Origin of the sequence: Citrobacter sp. CtB7.12 (assembly GCF_001297795.1) — a bacterium.
Taxonomy (GTDB): Bacteria; Pseudomonadota; Gammaproteobacteria; order Enterobacterales; family Enterobacteriaceae; genus Citrobacter_A; species Citrobacter_A amalonaticus.
Genome location: NZ_LIFT01000003.1, coordinates 423,261 through 438,434, shown reverse-complemented (window position 1 = coordinate 438,434; position 15,174 = coordinate 423,261). Strand labels below are relative to the sequence as shown.

General features: G+C 50.5%; 14 protein-coding genes and 3 tRNA genes. 15 read left to right on the top strand and 2 right to left on the bottom strand.

Annotated elements, in window-relative coordinates:
- Positions 1-11: 11 nt before the first annotated feature.
- Positions 12-1,421 (bottom strand): flagellar filament capping protein FliD, encoded by a 1,410-nt coding sequence (fliD, locus tag AOY24_RS06085; RefSeq protein WP_054176310.1) that lies wholly within the window; start codon positions 1,419-1,421, stop codon positions 12-14.
- Between the two features lie 254 nt (positions 1,422-1,675).
- Between fliD and AOY24_RS06075 the strand changes: the two genes are divergently transcribed.
- The 8 genes from AOY24_RS06075 to sdiA all read left to right on the top strand — a co-directional run bounded on the left by AOY24_RS06075 (position 1,676) and on the right by sdiA (position 9,175).
- Complete coding sequence (locus AOY24_RS06075; protein ID WP_054176309.1) at positions 1,676-3,310, top strand: flagellin; 1,635 nt, start codon at positions 1,676-1,678, stop codon at positions 3,308-3,310.
- Between the two features lie 162 nt (positions 3,311-3,472).
- Positions 3,473-4,192: an RNA polymerase sigma factor FliA gene (fliA, locus tag AOY24_RS06070; RefSeq protein WP_044257600.1), complete on the top strand. Its 720-nt coding sequence runs from the start codon at positions 3,473-3,475 to the stop codon at positions 4,190-4,192.
- A gap of 59 nt (positions 4,193-4,251) precedes the next feature.
- Positions 4,252-4,803, top strand: coding sequence for a flagella biosynthesis regulatory protein FliZ (gene fliZ / locus AOY24_RS06065; protein WP_043000300.1), 552 nt, complete (start codon positions 4,252-4,254; stop codon positions 4,801-4,803).
- 87 nt (positions 4,804-4,890) lie between these two features.
- Positions 4,891-5,691: a cystine ABC transporter substrate-binding protein gene (gene tcyJ / locus AOY24_RS06060; RefSeq protein ID WP_043000301.1), complete on the top strand. Its 801-nt coding sequence runs from the start codon at positions 4,891-4,893 to the stop codon at positions 5,689-5,691.
- 108 nt (positions 5,692-5,799) lie between these two features.
- Positions 5,800-6,786, top strand: a complete 987-nt coding sequence (dcyD, locus tag AOY24_RS06055; protein ID WP_044257602.1) for a D-cysteine desulfhydrase — start codon at positions 5,800-5,802, stop codon at positions 6,784-6,786.
- Between the two features lie 14 nt (positions 6,787-6,800).
- Complete coding sequence (gene tcyL, locus AOY24_RS06050; RefSeq protein WP_042318310.1) at positions 6,801-7,469, top strand: cystine ABC transporter permease; 669 nt, start codon at positions 6,801-6,803, stop codon at positions 7,467-7,469.
- Complete coding sequence (tcyN, locus tag AOY24_RS06045; RefSeq protein ID WP_043000303.1) at positions 7,466-8,218, top strand: L-cystine ABC transporter ATP-binding protein TcyN; 753 nt, start codon at positions 7,466-7,468, stop codon at positions 8,216-8,218. The genes tcyL and tcyN overlap by 4 nt, the downstream gene beginning before the upstream one ends.
- Before the next feature lie 234 nt (positions 8,219-8,452).
- Positions 8,453-9,175, top strand: coding sequence for a transcriptional regulator SdiA (gene sdiA / locus AOY24_RS06040; RefSeq protein ID WP_043000304.1), 723 nt, complete (start codon positions 8,453-8,455; stop codon positions 9,173-9,175).
- A 66-nt stretch (positions 9,176-9,241) separates the two neighbouring features.
- Here sdiA and AOY24_RS06035 read toward each other — a convergent pair whose 3' ends face one another.
- Positions 9,242-9,466, bottom strand: coding sequence for a DUF2594 family protein (locus AOY24_RS06035; protein WP_042318315.1), 225 nt, complete (start codon positions 9,464-9,466; stop codon positions 9,242-9,244).
- A gap of 461 nt (positions 9,467-9,927) precedes the next feature.
- Between AOY24_RS06035 and uvrY the strand changes: the two genes are divergently transcribed.
- The 7 genes from uvrY (at position 9,928) to AOY24_RS06000 (ending at position 14,571) form a co-directional block, all read left to right on the top strand.
- The gene (gene uvrY, locus AOY24_RS06030; protein WP_043000305.1) at positions 9,928-10,584 is read left to right on the top strand and encodes a UvrY/SirA/GacA family response regulator transcription factor; all 657 of its coding nucleotides are present in this window, start codon (positions 9,928-9,930) and stop codon (positions 10,582-10,584) included.
- The gene (gene uvrC, locus AOY24_RS06025) at positions 10,581-12,413 is read left to right on the top strand and encodes an excinuclease ABC subunit UvrC (RefSeq protein ID WP_043000306.1); all 1,833 of its coding nucleotides are present in this window, start codon (positions 10,581-10,583) and stop codon (positions 12,411-12,413) included. The genes uvrY and uvrC overlap by 4 nt, the downstream gene beginning before the upstream one ends.
- Before the next feature lie 56 nt (positions 12,414-12,469).
- A complete protein-coding gene (pgsA, locus tag AOY24_RS06020) occupies positions 12,470-13,018 on the top strand; it encodes a CDP-diacylglycerol--glycerol-3-phosphate 3-phosphatidyltransferase (RefSeq protein WP_042318323.1) in 549 nt (182 codons plus the stop codon).
- Positions 13,019-13,168: 150 nt separating this feature from the next.
- Positions 13,169-13,244: transfer RNA gene (locus AOY24_RS06015), tRNA-Gly, on the top strand.
- Between the two features lie 49 nt (positions 13,245-13,293).
- Positions 13,294-13,367 (top strand) — tRNA-Cys (locus AOY24_RS06010).
- A 12-nt stretch (positions 13,368-13,379) separates the two neighbouring features.
- Positions 13,380-13,466 (top strand) — tRNA-Leu (locus AOY24_RS06005).
- A 208-nt stretch (positions 13,467-13,674) separates the two neighbouring features.
- Complete coding sequence (locus AOY24_RS06000) at positions 13,675-14,571, top strand: alpha/beta hydrolase fold domain-containing protein (RefSeq protein ID WP_054176308.1); 897 nt, start codon at positions 13,675-13,677, stop codon at positions 14,569-14,571.
- The last annotated feature ends 603 nt before the right edge of the window (positions 14,572-15,174 follow it).

The window sequence follows — 15,174 nt, the reverse complement described above, 5'->3', positions numbered from 1 at the left end:
ACCTCTGGTTATCAGGAACTGGTCATCGCAGTAAATTGCTGGTTCAGGTAGCTACTGGTGTTATTCAACTTGCTCATCATCGTATCCAGTTGCGTAAATTGAGCCTTATACCGCGCAATGGTATCGTCGATACTGGCACTGACGGAAAGATACTGTTTAGTCAGTTTTTTCAGCGTGGCATTGATGCTGTCCTGGGCGCTGTCGATGATGCCATCATCGGCCAGGTAACCTTTCACCAGCGAAGCCACTTTGGTCGTAATTCCGGTCTCTTTGCCATCACCGACTAACAGCTGTTGAACATCCACGCTATTATCGGTTAGCGCTTTTTTCAGTTTTTCATCATCAATTTTCAGCTTACCGGTGGTGCCATCCTGGGTAATGCCCATTTGCGATAACGTTTGGAATTTCCCGTCATTGGCGCTGGAGGAGAATTGACCACGGATACCGGTCTGGATGGTGCGAACGGTGCTGTCACCGAGGAGTGCGCCGTTGCTGGCGTCCTGCTCTTCTGCGCCTGCATCAACCGACGTGTATTTCGTCAAGGAGCCAATGGTATCAACTAAAGAGTTATACGCATCCACCCAGGCTTTGATCGCGGTGGTGGATTTATCATTACTGTTCGACACGGTAACGGTGACATCTTTGACTTCCTTCGTCAGGTTCAGTGTCAGGCCCTGTGGCGCATCCGTTACAGTATTGCTGCTACGAACAATATTGATCCCGTTAACGGTAAGCTCCGCGTCTTTCGCTTCAACAATTTGTTCAACATTACTATTCGGGCTGTTGGGATTGTTGAAGCTGATAAATTGATTGAGTTTCTCATCGCCTGAGACGGAAACACTCATCTGATTGGCCAGTCCCGTGTTAGAGGAGGTCAGAACCAGTTGGTAATCGTTATCTTTAACCTTAACAATGCTGGCCGTCACCCCACCGTTGGCATTGTTAATCGCATCACGCATTCCTTCCAGCGAAGTTTGATCTTTGGTCAGTTTTATTTCTAATGGTTTCTCTTTGCCGTCCTGCTTAATAATCAGCGTCCGCTGGGCATTGTCGTTACCTTGCGCCGCTTTACTGTCCGTTACCGTAGAGGTGGTACGAATAGATTGGGCCTGGGCTAATTGGGTCACGTTAATTTTGTAGATCCCGGCAGCCGCTCCTGCTGTTGTGCTCACCGTGAGATCCGTTGAGTTGCTTACCGCCGTGGTGCTTTTAAAAAGAGTCGCATCATTGAGTGCCGTGTTGGCGGTCTGGAATTTTTCCAGTGAGCTTTTTAACGTTCCAAACGCCGTCAGTCTTGCTGTAAAACTGCTCTGCTGCTGGGTGATAGGTTTCAGGCGTCCCTTCTCAGCCGTGGTCAGGTTCGTCAGTAACGTATCCAGCGGCAGGTTTGAACCCACGCCTAATGAAGTAAAAGAAGCCATGCGTAATCCCTTTTAATTGCAAACAGTGGTTAGCCACCTTATCGGCAATCTGGCGGCAAAGTTTAATAATAAATTTGGAGAAATAATGGCCGGAATAGTGTGCAAGAAGACGGGTTATTCAAAGGCTAAGAAAAAATGGGGGGAAACTAAAAATTCTCTAAAGTTCGAAATTCAGGTGCCGATACAAGGGTTACGGTGAGAAACCGTGGGCAACAGCCCAATAACATCAAGTTGTAATTGATAAGGAAAAGATCATGGCACAAGTCATTAATACAAACAGCCTGTCGCTGTTGACCCAAAACAACCTGAACAAATCTCAGTCTTCCCTGAGCTCTGCGATTGAGCGCCTGTCTTCCGGTCTGCGTATCAACAGCGCGAAAGACGATGCTGCGGGCCAGGCGATTGCTAACCGCTTTACGTCAAACATTAAAGGCCTGACTCAGGCTTCTCGTAACGCCAACGACGGTATCTCTGTTGCTCAGACGACGGAAGGCGCACTGTCTGAAATCAACAACAACCTGCAGCGTATCCGTGAATTGTCTGTACAGGCAACTAACGGCACTAACTCTGATTCTGACCTGAACTCCATCCAGGACGAAATCACCCAGCGTCTGAACGAAATTGACCGCGTTTCTGGTCAGACTCAGTTTAACGGCGTGAAAGTGCTGGCTTCTGACCAGACCATGAAAATCCAGGTGGGTGCGAACGATGGCGAAACCATCGAAATCGCGCTGGATAAAATCGATGCGAAAACCTTAGGTCTGGATAGCTTCAGCGTGGCGCCGGGTAAAGTTCCGACCTCTGCTTCTGTGAGCCTGAAAAGTCAAGCAGCACCGGCATTGACCAACGTTGTTGCTGATACCGGCGCAGTTAACGGGGCTGCAGGTGCCGCGTTTGGTGCTGACTTCCGCGATGGTACCAACGGTGCTATCACGGCCTATTTTGGTGCCTCAGCTGTTGATACCGGTGATACTACCGATGCTTTGGGTGCTGCTGCTAAAGTATACAAAATTGAGGTGGATGGCCAGACGCACTTTGTCGCTCAGGCCGGCGATGCTGCGACTGCTTCCTATACTCTGCTCCAACAGGATGGCACGGGCTATAAGAAAGTTCAGACACAGGTTAGCGATGGTGCTGGCAGTACTCAAGCTGCTGATGTTCAGTTGGCTAAGTTTGGTGGTCGCGTTACTGCTTTTGCAGAAGAAGCTTCCGGTAATGCCGTAGCTGTGGATGTGTCTAACAACAAAGCAGGTAAAGCCCTGGCATTCAACGATTCTCCGATGTCTGTTTACTCTGACGGCAAAAACCTTGATGTTCGTCAGGTTCTTGACAAAGATGGCAACGCAGTTGCGAATACTTATGCAGCAAAAACTGCTGACGGCAAATACCTGGCTGTAAACGTTGATACAGCGACTGGCAATACTTCTGTCATCAAAGATGCAGATGGTAAGGCTGTTGAGTTCGCTTTAGGTTCAGATGGTAGCGCGAGAGCGATTGTTCGTGATGGCGAAAAAACCTACGGTGTAACGCTGGGTGCTCTGGGTAGTAACGCGCCGACGGCAACTGTTGATAAAACGAAAGAACTGACTGCCAGCGACCTGAAATCCATTAGTACCAACAATCCACTTGAAAAACTGGATGCTGCGCTGGCTAAAGTTGACAAACTGCGTAGCTCCCTGGGTGCGGTACAGAACCGTTTCGATTCTGCTATCACCAACCTGGGCAACACCGTTAACAACCTGTCTTCTGCTCGTAGCCGTATCGAAGACGCTGACTACGCGACTGAAGTGTCTAACATGTCTCGTGCGCAGATCCTGCAACAAGCAGGTACTTCTGTACTGGCACAGGCTAACCAGACGACTCAGAACGTTCTGTCTCTGCTGCGTTAATTTACGCTTCTTGCGCAAACCCCGCTCCGGCGGGGTTTTTTCGTTCTGGCTTTACCGGTAACCCCTAAATAACCCCTCATTTCACCCACTATTCACCCGATTAAAACCCCTGCAGAAACGGATAATCATGCCGATAACTCATTTAACGCAGGGCTGTTTATCGTGAATTCACTGTATACCGCTGAAGGTGTAATGGATAAACACTCGCTGTGGCAGCGTTATGTACCGCTGGTGCGTCACGAAGCGTTGCGCCTGCAGGTGCGTTTGCCCGCGAGCGTAGAACTGGACGATCTGCTACAGGCGGGCGGTATCGGGTTATTGAATGCAGTTGACCGATATGACGCTCTGCAAGGAACGGCATTTACCACTTACGCAGTGCAGCGTATTCGTGGGGCGATGCTGGATGAACTACGCAGCCGCGACTGGGTGCCGCGTAGCGTTCGGCGCAATGCCCGCGAAGTGGCACAGGCGATGGGGCAACTGGAACAGGAATTAGGGCGCAACGCGACGGAAACTGAGGTGGCGGAGCGGCTGGCGATTCCTGTAGAAGAATATCGTCAGATGTTGCTTGATACCAACAACAGCCAACTCTTCTCCTATGACGAGTGGCGGGAAGAGCATGGCGATAGTATCGAGCTGGTGACAGAAGAACATCAGCAGGAAAACCCGTTACAACAGCTCCTTGAGAGCAATTTGCGCCAGCGCGTGATGGATGCCATTGAAGCCCTTCCGGAACGCGAACAACTGGTGCTCACGCTCTATTACCAGGAAGAACTCAATCTCAAAGAGATTGGCGCGGTTCTGGAAGTCGGAGAGTCACGGGTCAGCCAGTTGCACAGTCAGGCCATAAAACGGTTACGCACGAAGCTGGGTAAGTTATAGCGAACGACGTTGTCGGCGCTGAAAAATGCCGCACAACGTATTGACTACCAGGAGTTCTCATGACGGTGCAGCAATCAAAAAGACGGCCTCTAAGCCGCTACCTCAAAGACTTTAAACACAGCCAGACGCATTGCGCCCATTGCCACAAGTTACTGGATCGCATCACGCTGGTGCGCAAAGGGCAGATCGTCAATAAAATCGCCATTTCCCGCCTCGATACACTCATGGATGAAGCCGCCTGGCAGCAGGAGCAGAAAGAGTGGGTGGCGCTATGCCGTTTCTGCGGCGATCTGCACTGCAAGACGCAGAGCGATTTCTTCGACATCATTGGTTTTAAACAATTCCTGTTTGAACAGACCGAAATGAGCCACGGGACCGTACGCGAGTATGTTGTCCGTCTGCGCCGTCTCGGTAATCATCTCAGCGAGCAGAAAATTTCTCACGATCTGCTCCAGGACGGTTACCTTGATGAAAACCTGGCGCCGTGGCTGCCGGAGACCAGCACCAACAACTATCGCATCGCGCTGCGTAAGTACGCACAATATAAAGCGCATGCTCGCCCCGAGCAGCAACAGAATTCCTCCCTCCGGATGACTTCTGATATATATTAAAAATGAATAAGATGTAGCAGAGTGATTTATGTCGTTACCCATAAACGCTCTACACTACGGGCATTCATAACAACATTCGGGGTAAATATGAAATTAGCACTTCTGGGGCGCCAGGCGCTGATGGGCGTGATGGCTGTGGCGCTTGTCGCGGGAATGAGCGCAAAAACGTTTGCAGATGAAGGTCTGTTGAAGAAGGTTAAAGATCGCGGCACGCTGCTGGTGGGGCTGGAAGGCACCTATCCGCCGTTCAGTTTCCAGGGCGATGACGGTAAATTGACCGGCTTTGAAGTGGAATTTGCCGAAGCGCTCGCGAAGCATCTGGGCGTGAAAGCCACGCTGAAACCGACCAAATGGGACGGGATGCTGGCCTCTCTGGATTCTAAACGCATCGATGTGGTGATCAATCAGGTCACCATCTCCGACGAGCGGAAGAAGAAATATGATTTCTCTACCCCTTATACCGTCTCCGGTATCCAGGCGCTGGTGAAAAAAGGCAATGAAGGCGCGATTAAAACTGCAGCCGATCTGAAAGATAAGAAAGTGGGCGTGGGTCTGGGTACTAACTATGAAGAGTGGTTACGTCAGAACGTCCAGGGCGTTGATATCCGGACTTATGATGATGACCCGACGAAATATCAGGATCTGCGCGTAGGCCGTATCGACGCCATTTTGGTGGATCGTCTGGCGGCGTTGGATCTGGTTAAAAAGACCAAAGATACGCTTGCGGTCACCGGTGAAGCCTTCTCCCGTCAGGAGTCAGGCGTTGCGCTGCGTAAAGGCAATGAAGATCTGCTGAAGGCGGTGGACGCAGCGATTGCTGAAATGCAGAAAGACGGCTCGCTGAAGGCGCTTTCTGAGAAGTGGTTTGGCGCGGATATCACCAAATAGTCCGAACGATATGAAAAAAAAGGCGCTTTAATCAGCGCCTTTTTTATTTCATGCGTTTGAACGTGCATAATAAAAAGAACATCACAACAACGAATAATCGGAGGCTTTATGCCACTGCACAACCTGACACGCTTTCCGCGCCTGGAATTTATCGGTGCGCCGACGCCGCTGGAATACCTGCCGCGCTTTTCTGACTACCTGGGACGGGATATCTTCATCAAACGCGATGACGTCACACCGATGGCGATGGGCGGAAATAAGCTGCGCAAGCTTGAGTTCCTGGCCGCAGATGCGCTGCGTGAAGGCGCTGATACGCTGATCACGGCAGGCGCGATTCAGTCTAACCACGTGCGTCAGACGGCGGCGGTCGCCGCGAAGCTGGGACTGCACTGCGTGGCGCTGCTGGAAAACCCCATTGGCACCACGGCGGAAAACTATCTCACCAATGGCAACCGACTGCTGCTGGATCTGTTCAACGTACAGGTTGAGATGTGCGATGCGCTACATGCACCGGATGCCCAATTGCAAGAACTGGCCACCCGAATCGAAGCGCAGGGCTTTCGTCCCTACATTATACCGGTCGGTGGTTCAAACGCGTTGGGGGCATTAGGCTATGTTGAAAGCGCGCTGGAAATCGCTCAGCAGTGTGAAGGCGCGGTGCAGCTCTCTTCGGTGGTGGTAGCATCTGGCAGTGCAGGAACGCACGCCGGGCTGGCGGTTGGGCTGGAACAACTGATGCCGGATGTGGATCTGATTGGCGTAACCGTTTCACGCAGCGTAGCCGATCAAAAACCGAAAGTGGTGGCGCTGCAACAGGCTGTTGCCAGAGAACTGGAACTGACAGCGGCGGCGGAGATTTTGTTGTGGGATGACTACTATGCCCCAGGCTATGGCACGCCAAATGAAGAGGGGATGGAAGCCGTGAAGTTGTTGGCGCGTCTGGAAGGGATCCTTCTCGACCCCGTCTATACCGGAAAAGCGATGGCCGGACTGATTGACGGAATCAGCCAGAAACGCTTTAAAGACGAAGGCCCGATTCTCTTTATCCATACTGGTGGGGCGCCTGCGCTGTTTGCCTACCATCCACACGTGTAATTTCGGATAAGCTCATGCAAGAAAGTATCCAACTGGTTATTGATTCCCTGCCGTATCTGCTCAAAGGGGCGGTGTTTACGCTGCAACTCAGTATTGGCGGGATGTTCTTCGGCCTGCTGCTGGGATTTATCCTCGCGCTGATGCGCCTGTCGCCGCTGCTGCCACTGCGCTGGCTGGCGCGTTTCTATATCTCTATTTTTCGCGGTACGCCGCTTATCGCACAACTGTTTATGATCTACTACGGTCTGCCGCAGTTTGGTATTGAGCTGGATCCGGTGCCGTCCGCAATGATTGGCCTGTCGCTCAATACGGCGGCCTATGCCGCGGAAACGCTGCGCGCGGCGATTTCATCGATTGACAAAGGACAGTGGGAAGCGGCTGCCAGTATCGGGATGACGCCGTGGCAGACCATGCGTCGCGCCATTTTACCGCAGGCTGCCAGGGTAGCGCTGCCGCCGCTGAGCAACAGTTTTATCAGTCTGGTGAAAGACACGTCGTTGGCGGCCACCATCCAGGTGCCAGAATTGTTCCGTCAGGCGCAACTGATCACCTCGCGCACGCTGGAGGTATTCACCATGTATCTGGCGGCATCGCTGATCTATTGGATCATGGCAACCGTGCTGTCTTCATTGCAGAACTACTTTGAAAATCAACTGAACCGCCAGGAGAGAGAGCCAAAATGAGTGCGATCGACGTAAAAAACCTGGTCAAGAAATTTCATGGGCAGACGGTGCTGCACGGCATCGATCTGCAAGTGCAGGCGGGAGAGGTGGTCGCGATCATCGGTCCCAGCGGGTCGGGAAAAACGACGCTTCTGCGCAGTATTAACCTGCTGGAACAACCGGAAGCGGGTACGATCACCGTGGGTGATATCACCATTGATACGGCGCGATCGCTCGGTCAGCAACGAACGCTGATTCGCCAGTTGCGCCAGCATGTGGGCTTCGTGTTCCAGAGCTTCAATCTCTTTCCCCATCGCACGGTACTGGAGAATATCATTGAAGGTCCGGTTATCGTGAAAGGCGAGGGCAAAGAAGAGGCGATGGCGCGGGCGCGGGAACTGCTGGCGAAAGTGGGGTTGGCCGGGAAAGAGACCAGCTACCCGCGGCGCTTATCCGGCGGGCAGCAGCAGCGAGTGGCGATTGCCCGTGCGCTGGCCATGCGCCCGGAAGTGATTCTGTTTGATGAACCGACGTCTGCGCTCGATCCTGAGCTGGTGGGCGAGGTGTTGAGCACTATCCGTCAACTGGCGCAGGAAAAACGCACCATGGTGATTGTGACCCATGAAATGAGCTTTGCCCGCGATGTTGCGGACCGGGCGATATTTATGGATCAGGGGCGCATTGTGGAACAGGGGCCAGCCAAAGCGCTATTTGCCAATCCACAGCAACCGAGAACCCGTCAGTTTCTTGAGAAGTTTCTGCTGCAATGATTGGTTTTCTCCACTCGTCCGGGATTATCCCATTTCGGCCGAGTGGAGATGCATAAATAGTAATACCAGACGCATGATGATGAACGTATTTCCCTGGACAAAATACGCGAACTGAAACAACGCTCAAGTAATCTGCTCCCTGACCGATATTTTATACATCTACCGTATGTTTATGTGATAGGTTATTTCTCACATTTAAAATGATTATCACTCTCAAGGGTGCGAATACTAAGTATGCAGGATTTAGATTTCTTTACCTGGCGACGGACGATGCTGTTACGCTTTCACGAAATGACTTGCGCAGAAGACGTCTACAGCGAATTACAGCAGCAGACACTATTGCTGGAATTTGATTATTACGCGCTGTGTGTCAGGCATCCGGTTCCGTTCACGCGTCCTAAAATTTCCCTTCATACCACTTATCCCGATGCGTGGGTTTCGCAATATCAGGCGGAAAACTATTTCGCGATTGATCCTGTGCTGAAGCCGGAAAACTTCATTCAGGGACATCTGCCCTGGAATGACGCATTATTCAGTGACGCGCAGACAATGTGGGATGCTGCCCGTTCACACGGATTACGCAAAGGCGTCACGCAATGTCTCATGCTGCCAAATCGCGCATTAGGCTTTCTCTCGGTCTCACGGTCAAGCCTGCGTAATACGCCGTTTGCGGGCGATGAAGTCGAATTGAAACTGCAGTTGCTGGTGCGCGAAAGCTTAACGGCACTTTCCCGACTCGAAGATGAGATGGTGATGGCGCCGGAAATGCGCTTTAGCAAACGAGAAAAAGAGATTCTGAAATGGACGGCGGAAGGGAAGACTTCAGCTGAAATTGCGATGATTCTGTCGATATCAGAAAATACCGTTAACTTTCACCAGAAGAATATGCAGAAGAAGTTTAACGCGCCGAATAAGACGCAGATTGCGTGCTATGCCGCGGCGACCGGGCTTATCTGAAACAATAAACGTTCTGCGTGGCAGACGATAAACCGGCTGAAAGCACTGCTCTCAGCCGGTTTTTCTTTACTGACGGTAAGCTTGTTTAATTTGCTTAACAGTGCTGGAAAATACTGCAGCCTGCGCGTCGTCTTCGACCAGCGCGATCTGTTTTTCCATTTTAAGAATCACGCGGCCCGCATCCGCCTGGCCCATGGCTTGCAGCATCAGCGTTAACAGCGCCTTCAGGCAGGTGACTTCATTAGCCAGTTCTTGATTATTCTCGGCAGTGGAAAAATCAGGCGTACTCATTTATTTTCCTCGTAATGTTTCAGTAAAAATTTGCGATGATAAATGTTAAGGCCGCGGAGTATACCATAAGCTGAGGGAAAAATAGCAGTGGTTGTTTTTCGATCGGAAATCACACCAGCGGAGTTAAATTAAACAACAACATAAGAAGTCTATATTTTCCTCATTTATTGTTTATTCCGAGTATTTTACTCGTTAATTATTGTTACAAACTTACCTGTCTATTTAGCATTTAGGCGAGAGAAAGCGAGTTTTTGTCACTATTGTGAAACCTCGTTCCCGAAAATAGTGCGTGTAACTGGCTGTTCTTAGCCTAAGTTTCCACAAAGCGTACAGACTAATTTCCGAAAACGAGAGCAAAATCGGTTACCGGACGTTTTTTACGTTTTAAAGTTGAGATAAAACCCGCTAATATAGTGGCGATCCACTATCAGTAGCGTTATCCCTATTCTGGAGATATTCCTTTGATCAACGTTCTTCTTGTTGATGACCACGAACTGGTGCGCGCAGGGATACGACGCATTCTTGAAGATATAAAGGGTATAAAAGTTGTCGGTGAAGCAGGTTGCGGTGAGGATGCCGTTAAATGGTGTCGCGCCAACACCGTCGACGTCGTGTTGATGGACATGAACATGCCCGGTATTGGTGGCCTTGAAGCCACGCGCAAAATTGCGCGTTCAACTGCCGATATTAAAGTGATTATGTTGACCGTTCACACGGAAAACCCGTTGCCGGCAAAAGTGATGCAGGCCGGAGCCGCAGGTTACCTGAGTAAGGGCGCTGCGCCTCAGGAAGTGGTAAGTGCCATCCGCTCGGTTTATTCCGGGCAGCGCTACATTGCTTCTGACATCGCCCAGCAAATGGCATTAAGCCAGATTGAACCCGAAAAAACGGAAACCCCGTTTGCCAGTTTGTCTGAGCGCGAATTGCAGATTATGCTGATGATCACTAAAGGTCAGAAGGTGAATGAGATTTCCGAGCAGTTGAATCTCAGCCCTAAAACGGTGAACAGCTATCGCTATCGTATGTTCAGTAAACTAAACATTCATGGTGATGTAGAGCTGACTCACCTGGCAATTCGCCATGGCCTGTGTAATGCGGAGACGTTAACAAGCCAGTGAGCGATCAGTTTGACGCGAAAGCGTTCCTAAAAACCGTAACCAGTCAACCCGGCGTTTATCGTATGTATGATGCCGGTGGTACGGTTATCTATGTGGGTAAAGCGAAAGACCTGAAAAAACGGCTTTCCAGCTATTTCCGCAGCAACCTGGCTTCGCGTAAGACCGAAGCGCTGGTTGCGCTCATTCAGCAAATCGATGTGACGGTGACGCACACCGAAACGGAAGCGTTGCTGCTCGAGCACAACTATATCAAGCTGTATCAGCCGCGTTACAACGTGCTGTTACGTGATGACAAATCCTATCCCTTTATTTTTCTCAGCGCGGATACGCATCCCCGGCTGGCTATGCACCGTGGCGCGAAACATACCCGAGGCGAATACTTTGGCCCGTTTCCCAACGGCTATGCCGTCCGTGAAACGCTGGCGCTGTTACAGAAAATTTTCCCGATCCGTCAGTGTGAAAACAGCGTTTATCGCAATCGCTCGCGCCCTTGTCTGCAATACCAGATCGGCCGTTGCCTGGGGCCCTGCGTCGAAGGCCTGGTGAGTGAAGAAGAGTATGCGCAGCAGGTTGACTATGTTCGGTTGTTTTTATCCGGTAAAGATGACCAGGTCTTAACTCAACTGATCGCGCGGATGGAGAAAGCCAGTCAAAATCTGGCGTTCGAAGAGGCTGCGCGTATACGCGATCAGATCCAGGCCGTGCGCCGGGTGACGGAGAAACAGTTCGTTTCCAACGCGGGAGACGATCTGGACGTGATCGGCGTTGCGTTTGATGCCGGGATGGCCTGTGTCCATGTGCTCTTTATCCGCCAGGGGAAAGTGCTGGGCAGCCGCAGTTATTTCCCGAAAGTGCCGGGAGGGACTGAACTGGGCGAAGTGGTAGAAACCTTCGTCGGGCAATTCTATCTCCAGGGCAGCCAGATGCGCACGTTGCCTGGCGAGATCCTGCTGGATTTCAATCTGCACGACAAAACGCTGCTGGCCGATTCGCTTTCTGAACTGGCAGGGCGTCGTATTAATGTGCAGACCAAACCCCGCGGCGATCGCGCACGTTATTTGAAACTGGCGCGGACCAATGCCGCCACGGCGCTGACCACGAAACTCTCTCAGCAGTCGACCATTACCCAACGGTTGACGGCGCTGGCAACCGTGCTGAAGCTGCCAGCTGTAAAACGGATGGAATGTTTTGACATCAGCCACACGATGGGCGAACAGACGGTGGCATCGTGCGTGGTCTTTGATGCGAACGGGCCGCTGCGTGCGGAATACCGTCGCTACAATATCACCGGTATCACGCCGGGCGATGACTATGCGGCAATGAATCAGGTACTGCGTCGCCGTTATGGTAAAGCCATCGAAGAAAGTAAGATTCCGGATGTGATCCTGATCGACGGCGGAAAAGGGCAACTGGGGCAGGCGAAGGCCGTTTTCGCCGAGCTGGATGTCCCCTGGGATAAAAACCACCCTCTGCTGTTAGGTGTTGCAAAAGGCGCTGACCGTAAAGCCGGTCTGGAAACGCTGTTCTTTGAACCGGAAGGTGAGGGATTTAGCTTGCCACCGGATTCGCCGGCATTGCATGTGATTCAGCATATCCGCGATGAGTCCCACGATCATGCCATTGGCGGCCACCGTAAAAAACGGGCGAAAGTGAAAAACACCAGTACGCTGGAGACCATCGAAGGCGTTGGACCGAAGCGTCGCCAAATGTTGTTGAAATATATGGGTGGTTTGCAAGGATTACGTAACGCCAGCGTTGAAGAAATTGCAAAAGTGCCGGGTATTTCGCAAGGACTGGCAGAAAAGATCTTCTGGTCGTTGAAACATTGAGTCCGCTGTAGCAACATAGGGGTAAATTCTCTGACAACAGATAGTTACCCGTCACTATGCAATTTAATATTCCAACGTTGCTTACGCTGTTTCGCGTCATACTTATCCCATTCTTTGTCGTGGTGTTTTATCTGCCATTCACCTGGGCGCCGTTCGTTGCTGCGCTGATCTTCTGTATCGCTGCGGTGACCGACTGGTTTGACGGTTTTCTGGCGCGTCGCTGGAACCAGAGTACGCGTTTTGGTGCGTTTCTCGACCCGGTTGCGGATAAAGTGCTGGTGGCAATTGCGATGGTACTGGTGACCGAGCACTATCACAGTTGGTGGGTGACGCTGCCCGCGGCCACGATGATTGCACGTGAAATCATCATTTCCGCGCTGCGTGAATGGATGGCGGAACTGGGTAAGCGCAGCAGCGTGGCGGTCTCCTGGATCGGCAAAGTCAAAACCACCTCGCAAATGGCAGCGCTGGCCTGGCTGCTGTGGCGTCCGAATATCTGGGTGGAGTACGCGGGGATTGCACTGTTCTTCGTCGCTGCGGTCCTGACGCTGTGGTCAATGTTCCAGTATTTGAACGCCGCGCGTGGGGATTTGCTTGATCAGTGATCGTTTCGCCGTAAATTTCAGCAAACGAGCGTAAGTGGCGAAAAATATCGTTGACTCATTGCGTCAGGTAAGTAGAATGCAACGCATCGAACGGCAGCGCAGATTGCCAGACGATAGTAAAATCAAGTGATTAACGATTTACTTGATGATGCGGGAATAGCTCAGTTGGTAGAGCACGACCTTGCCAAGGTCGGGGTCGCGAGTTCGAGTCTCGTTTCCCGCTCCAGATTAAGACATCGGCAGTTGCGGGTGTCAGTCGCAAGACAAAGATTTAAGGCGCGTTAGCAAAGCGGTTATGTAGCGGATTGCAAATCCGTCTAGTCCGGTTCGACTCCGGAACGCGCCTCCACTTTCTTCCCGAGCCCGGATGGTGGAATCGGTAGACACAAGGGATTTAAAATCCCTCGGCGTTCGCGCTGTGCGGGTTCAAGTCCCGCTCCGGGTACCATGGGAAAAGCAGAATAATCAAAGCAATAAGCAGTGTCGTGAAACCACCTACGGGTGGTTTTTTTGTGTCTGAAATTTGCCTCCAGATTGTCTGGTAACCGTCTGTGGGCGTCATTTCATGGACGAGAGTTTATGGTGTATTGTGCTGAAACCGAACGCGTTTTCTGTATACTGATCTCCAGTCTGGCGATTCGCAGTGAGGCGACATCATGTTAAGCATTGAAGCTAAGCGCAAAAGAGACGCACTTTTCAGGAATTACGCAAGCAATGTAGATTTCGTGCTTAACACGCCTCTTCATGAGCAAAGAAGAGTATGGGAAGAAGGGGCAAAGAATGTTCCGTTACCCGAAAATGTCAGCACAGAAGAAATTGATGAAGAGGGTATTTCAGCGGAGTGGGTGCGACATTCGCAGGCCGAAAAGCGGAAAGTTATTCTGTACCTTCATGGCGGAGGTAACAGTCAGGGATCAAGCATCACACACCGGAAACTGGTTGGACATATTGTCCATTATGCAAACGTGAATGCCCTCACGCTCAACTATTCATTAGCTCCTGAAAATCCCTTTCCCGCCGGTTTGATGGGTGCCAAATATGCGTGGCAGTGGCTATTAGCGCAGGGGTATCGGCCTGATGAGATCATTCTTGGCGGTGACTCAAGCGGTGGAGGGCTGGTTTTATCTCTGCTCCTGCTACTCAAAAGTGAAAATTTTCCGTTGCCGCATTCCGGTTTCTTATTATCTCCGATGCTTGATTACACCTTATCGGGCGACAGCATCTCTTCCTGTGCAGATAAGGACCCGCTGATCGTTATTGAGGATTTGCGGCAAACCGTCGCATACTATTGTTCTGATGCCGAAACCTCAAATCCGCTGGTTTCTCCTCTTTTTGGCGATCTGACCGGACTTCCCCCTCTCCTGGTACAGACAGGAAGCGATGAATTACTTCTCGATGACGCGATCCGCCTTGCGAAACAGGCGACAGAGGCGGGTGTTAACGTTCAAATTGAAGTGTGGAAAGGTATGTGGCACGTCTTCCAGTCATCCGCTGGCAAGATACCGGAGGCCAGTCGCGCAATACGCCGAATCGCATCCTTTATTCATTCTTAGCCACCTGAAACATTGTAAATAGGGCGTCAAAAAAAGCGCGTCAATATAATACGCAACAGAGATATATTGGGTCTGTAAAAAACCAGGAATAATCCAGTCCCTATTTAACAAGTCAATGATAAAAATAGAATGATATTTTCACAAATAAATAGCTCTATACATTTGGCATTTTTCTGGCTATATTTAATACGGGTGATTTCTATTCTTCATCTTTCAGTAGATGAAATCATCTGATGTTACGAGAGTATTTTATCATTTAACATGAAGGCCATTATTCTGAAACGTACAGTTTTGGTGGTTTTCTGTGCATCTAATTTTATATTCTACCGGCTTTTATATGACGCCTGAAAAGTAATATTTCTTTTAAAAACAAAGAGAATTCTTATCAGGAGTATTGGTTTTTAATAAATCGGAATAATGGGAATTGGATGCTAATTATCTTAATTAGCAAGGTTATACGCTGTTATTAAGAACCTGGTATTGATGAAATATATCGTAGTGAGGAGATAGTGTTATTGTTTTATTTAAAATCATTAGCCGGGAAATTTTCTTTCTGGGGAAAAACGTTATCGCAGCGACACTGGCAATGAAAATACTTATCAG

Coding starts and splice junctions, on each gene's coding strand:
- sdiA (WP_043000304.1), top strand. CDS start 8,453: ATGCAGGATTTAGATTTCTTTACCTGGCGACGGACGATGCTGTTACGC.
- dcyD (WP_044257602.1), top strand. CDS start 5,800: ATGCCACTGCACAACCTGACACGCTTTCCGCGCCTGGAATTTATCGGT.
- pgsA (WP_042318323.1), top strand. CDS start 12,470: ATGCAATTTAATATTCCAACGTTGCTTACGCTGTTTCGCGTCATACTT.
- tcyN (WP_043000303.1), top strand. CDS start 7,466: ATGAGTGCGATCGACGTAAAAAACCTGGTCAAGAAATTTCATGGGCAG.
- AOY24_RS06000 (WP_054176308.1), top strand. CDS start 13,675: ATGTTAAGCATTGAAGCTAAGCGCAAAAGAGACGCACTTTTCAGGAAT.
- AOY24_RS06035 (WP_042318315.1), bottom strand. CDS start 9,466: ATGAGTACGCCTGATTTTTCCACTGCCGAGAATAATCAAGAACTGGCT.
- tcyJ (WP_043000301.1), top strand. CDS start 4,891: ATGAAATTAGCACTTCTGGGGCGCCAGGCGCTGATGGGCGTGATGGCT.
- fliD (WP_054176310.1), bottom strand. CDS start 1,421: ATGGCTTCTTTTACTTCATTAGGCGTGGGTTCAAACCTGCCGCTGGAT.
- fliZ (WP_043000300.1), top strand. CDS start 4,252: ATGACGGTGCAGCAATCAAAAAGACGGCCTCTAAGCCGCTACCTCAAA.
- tcyL (WP_042318310.1), top strand. CDS start 6,801: ATGCAAGAAAGTATCCAACTGGTTATTGATTCCCTGCCGTATCTGCTC.
- AOY24_RS06075 (WP_054176309.1), top strand. CDS start 1,676: ATGGCACAAGTCATTAATACAAACAGCCTGTCGCTGTTGACCCAAAAC.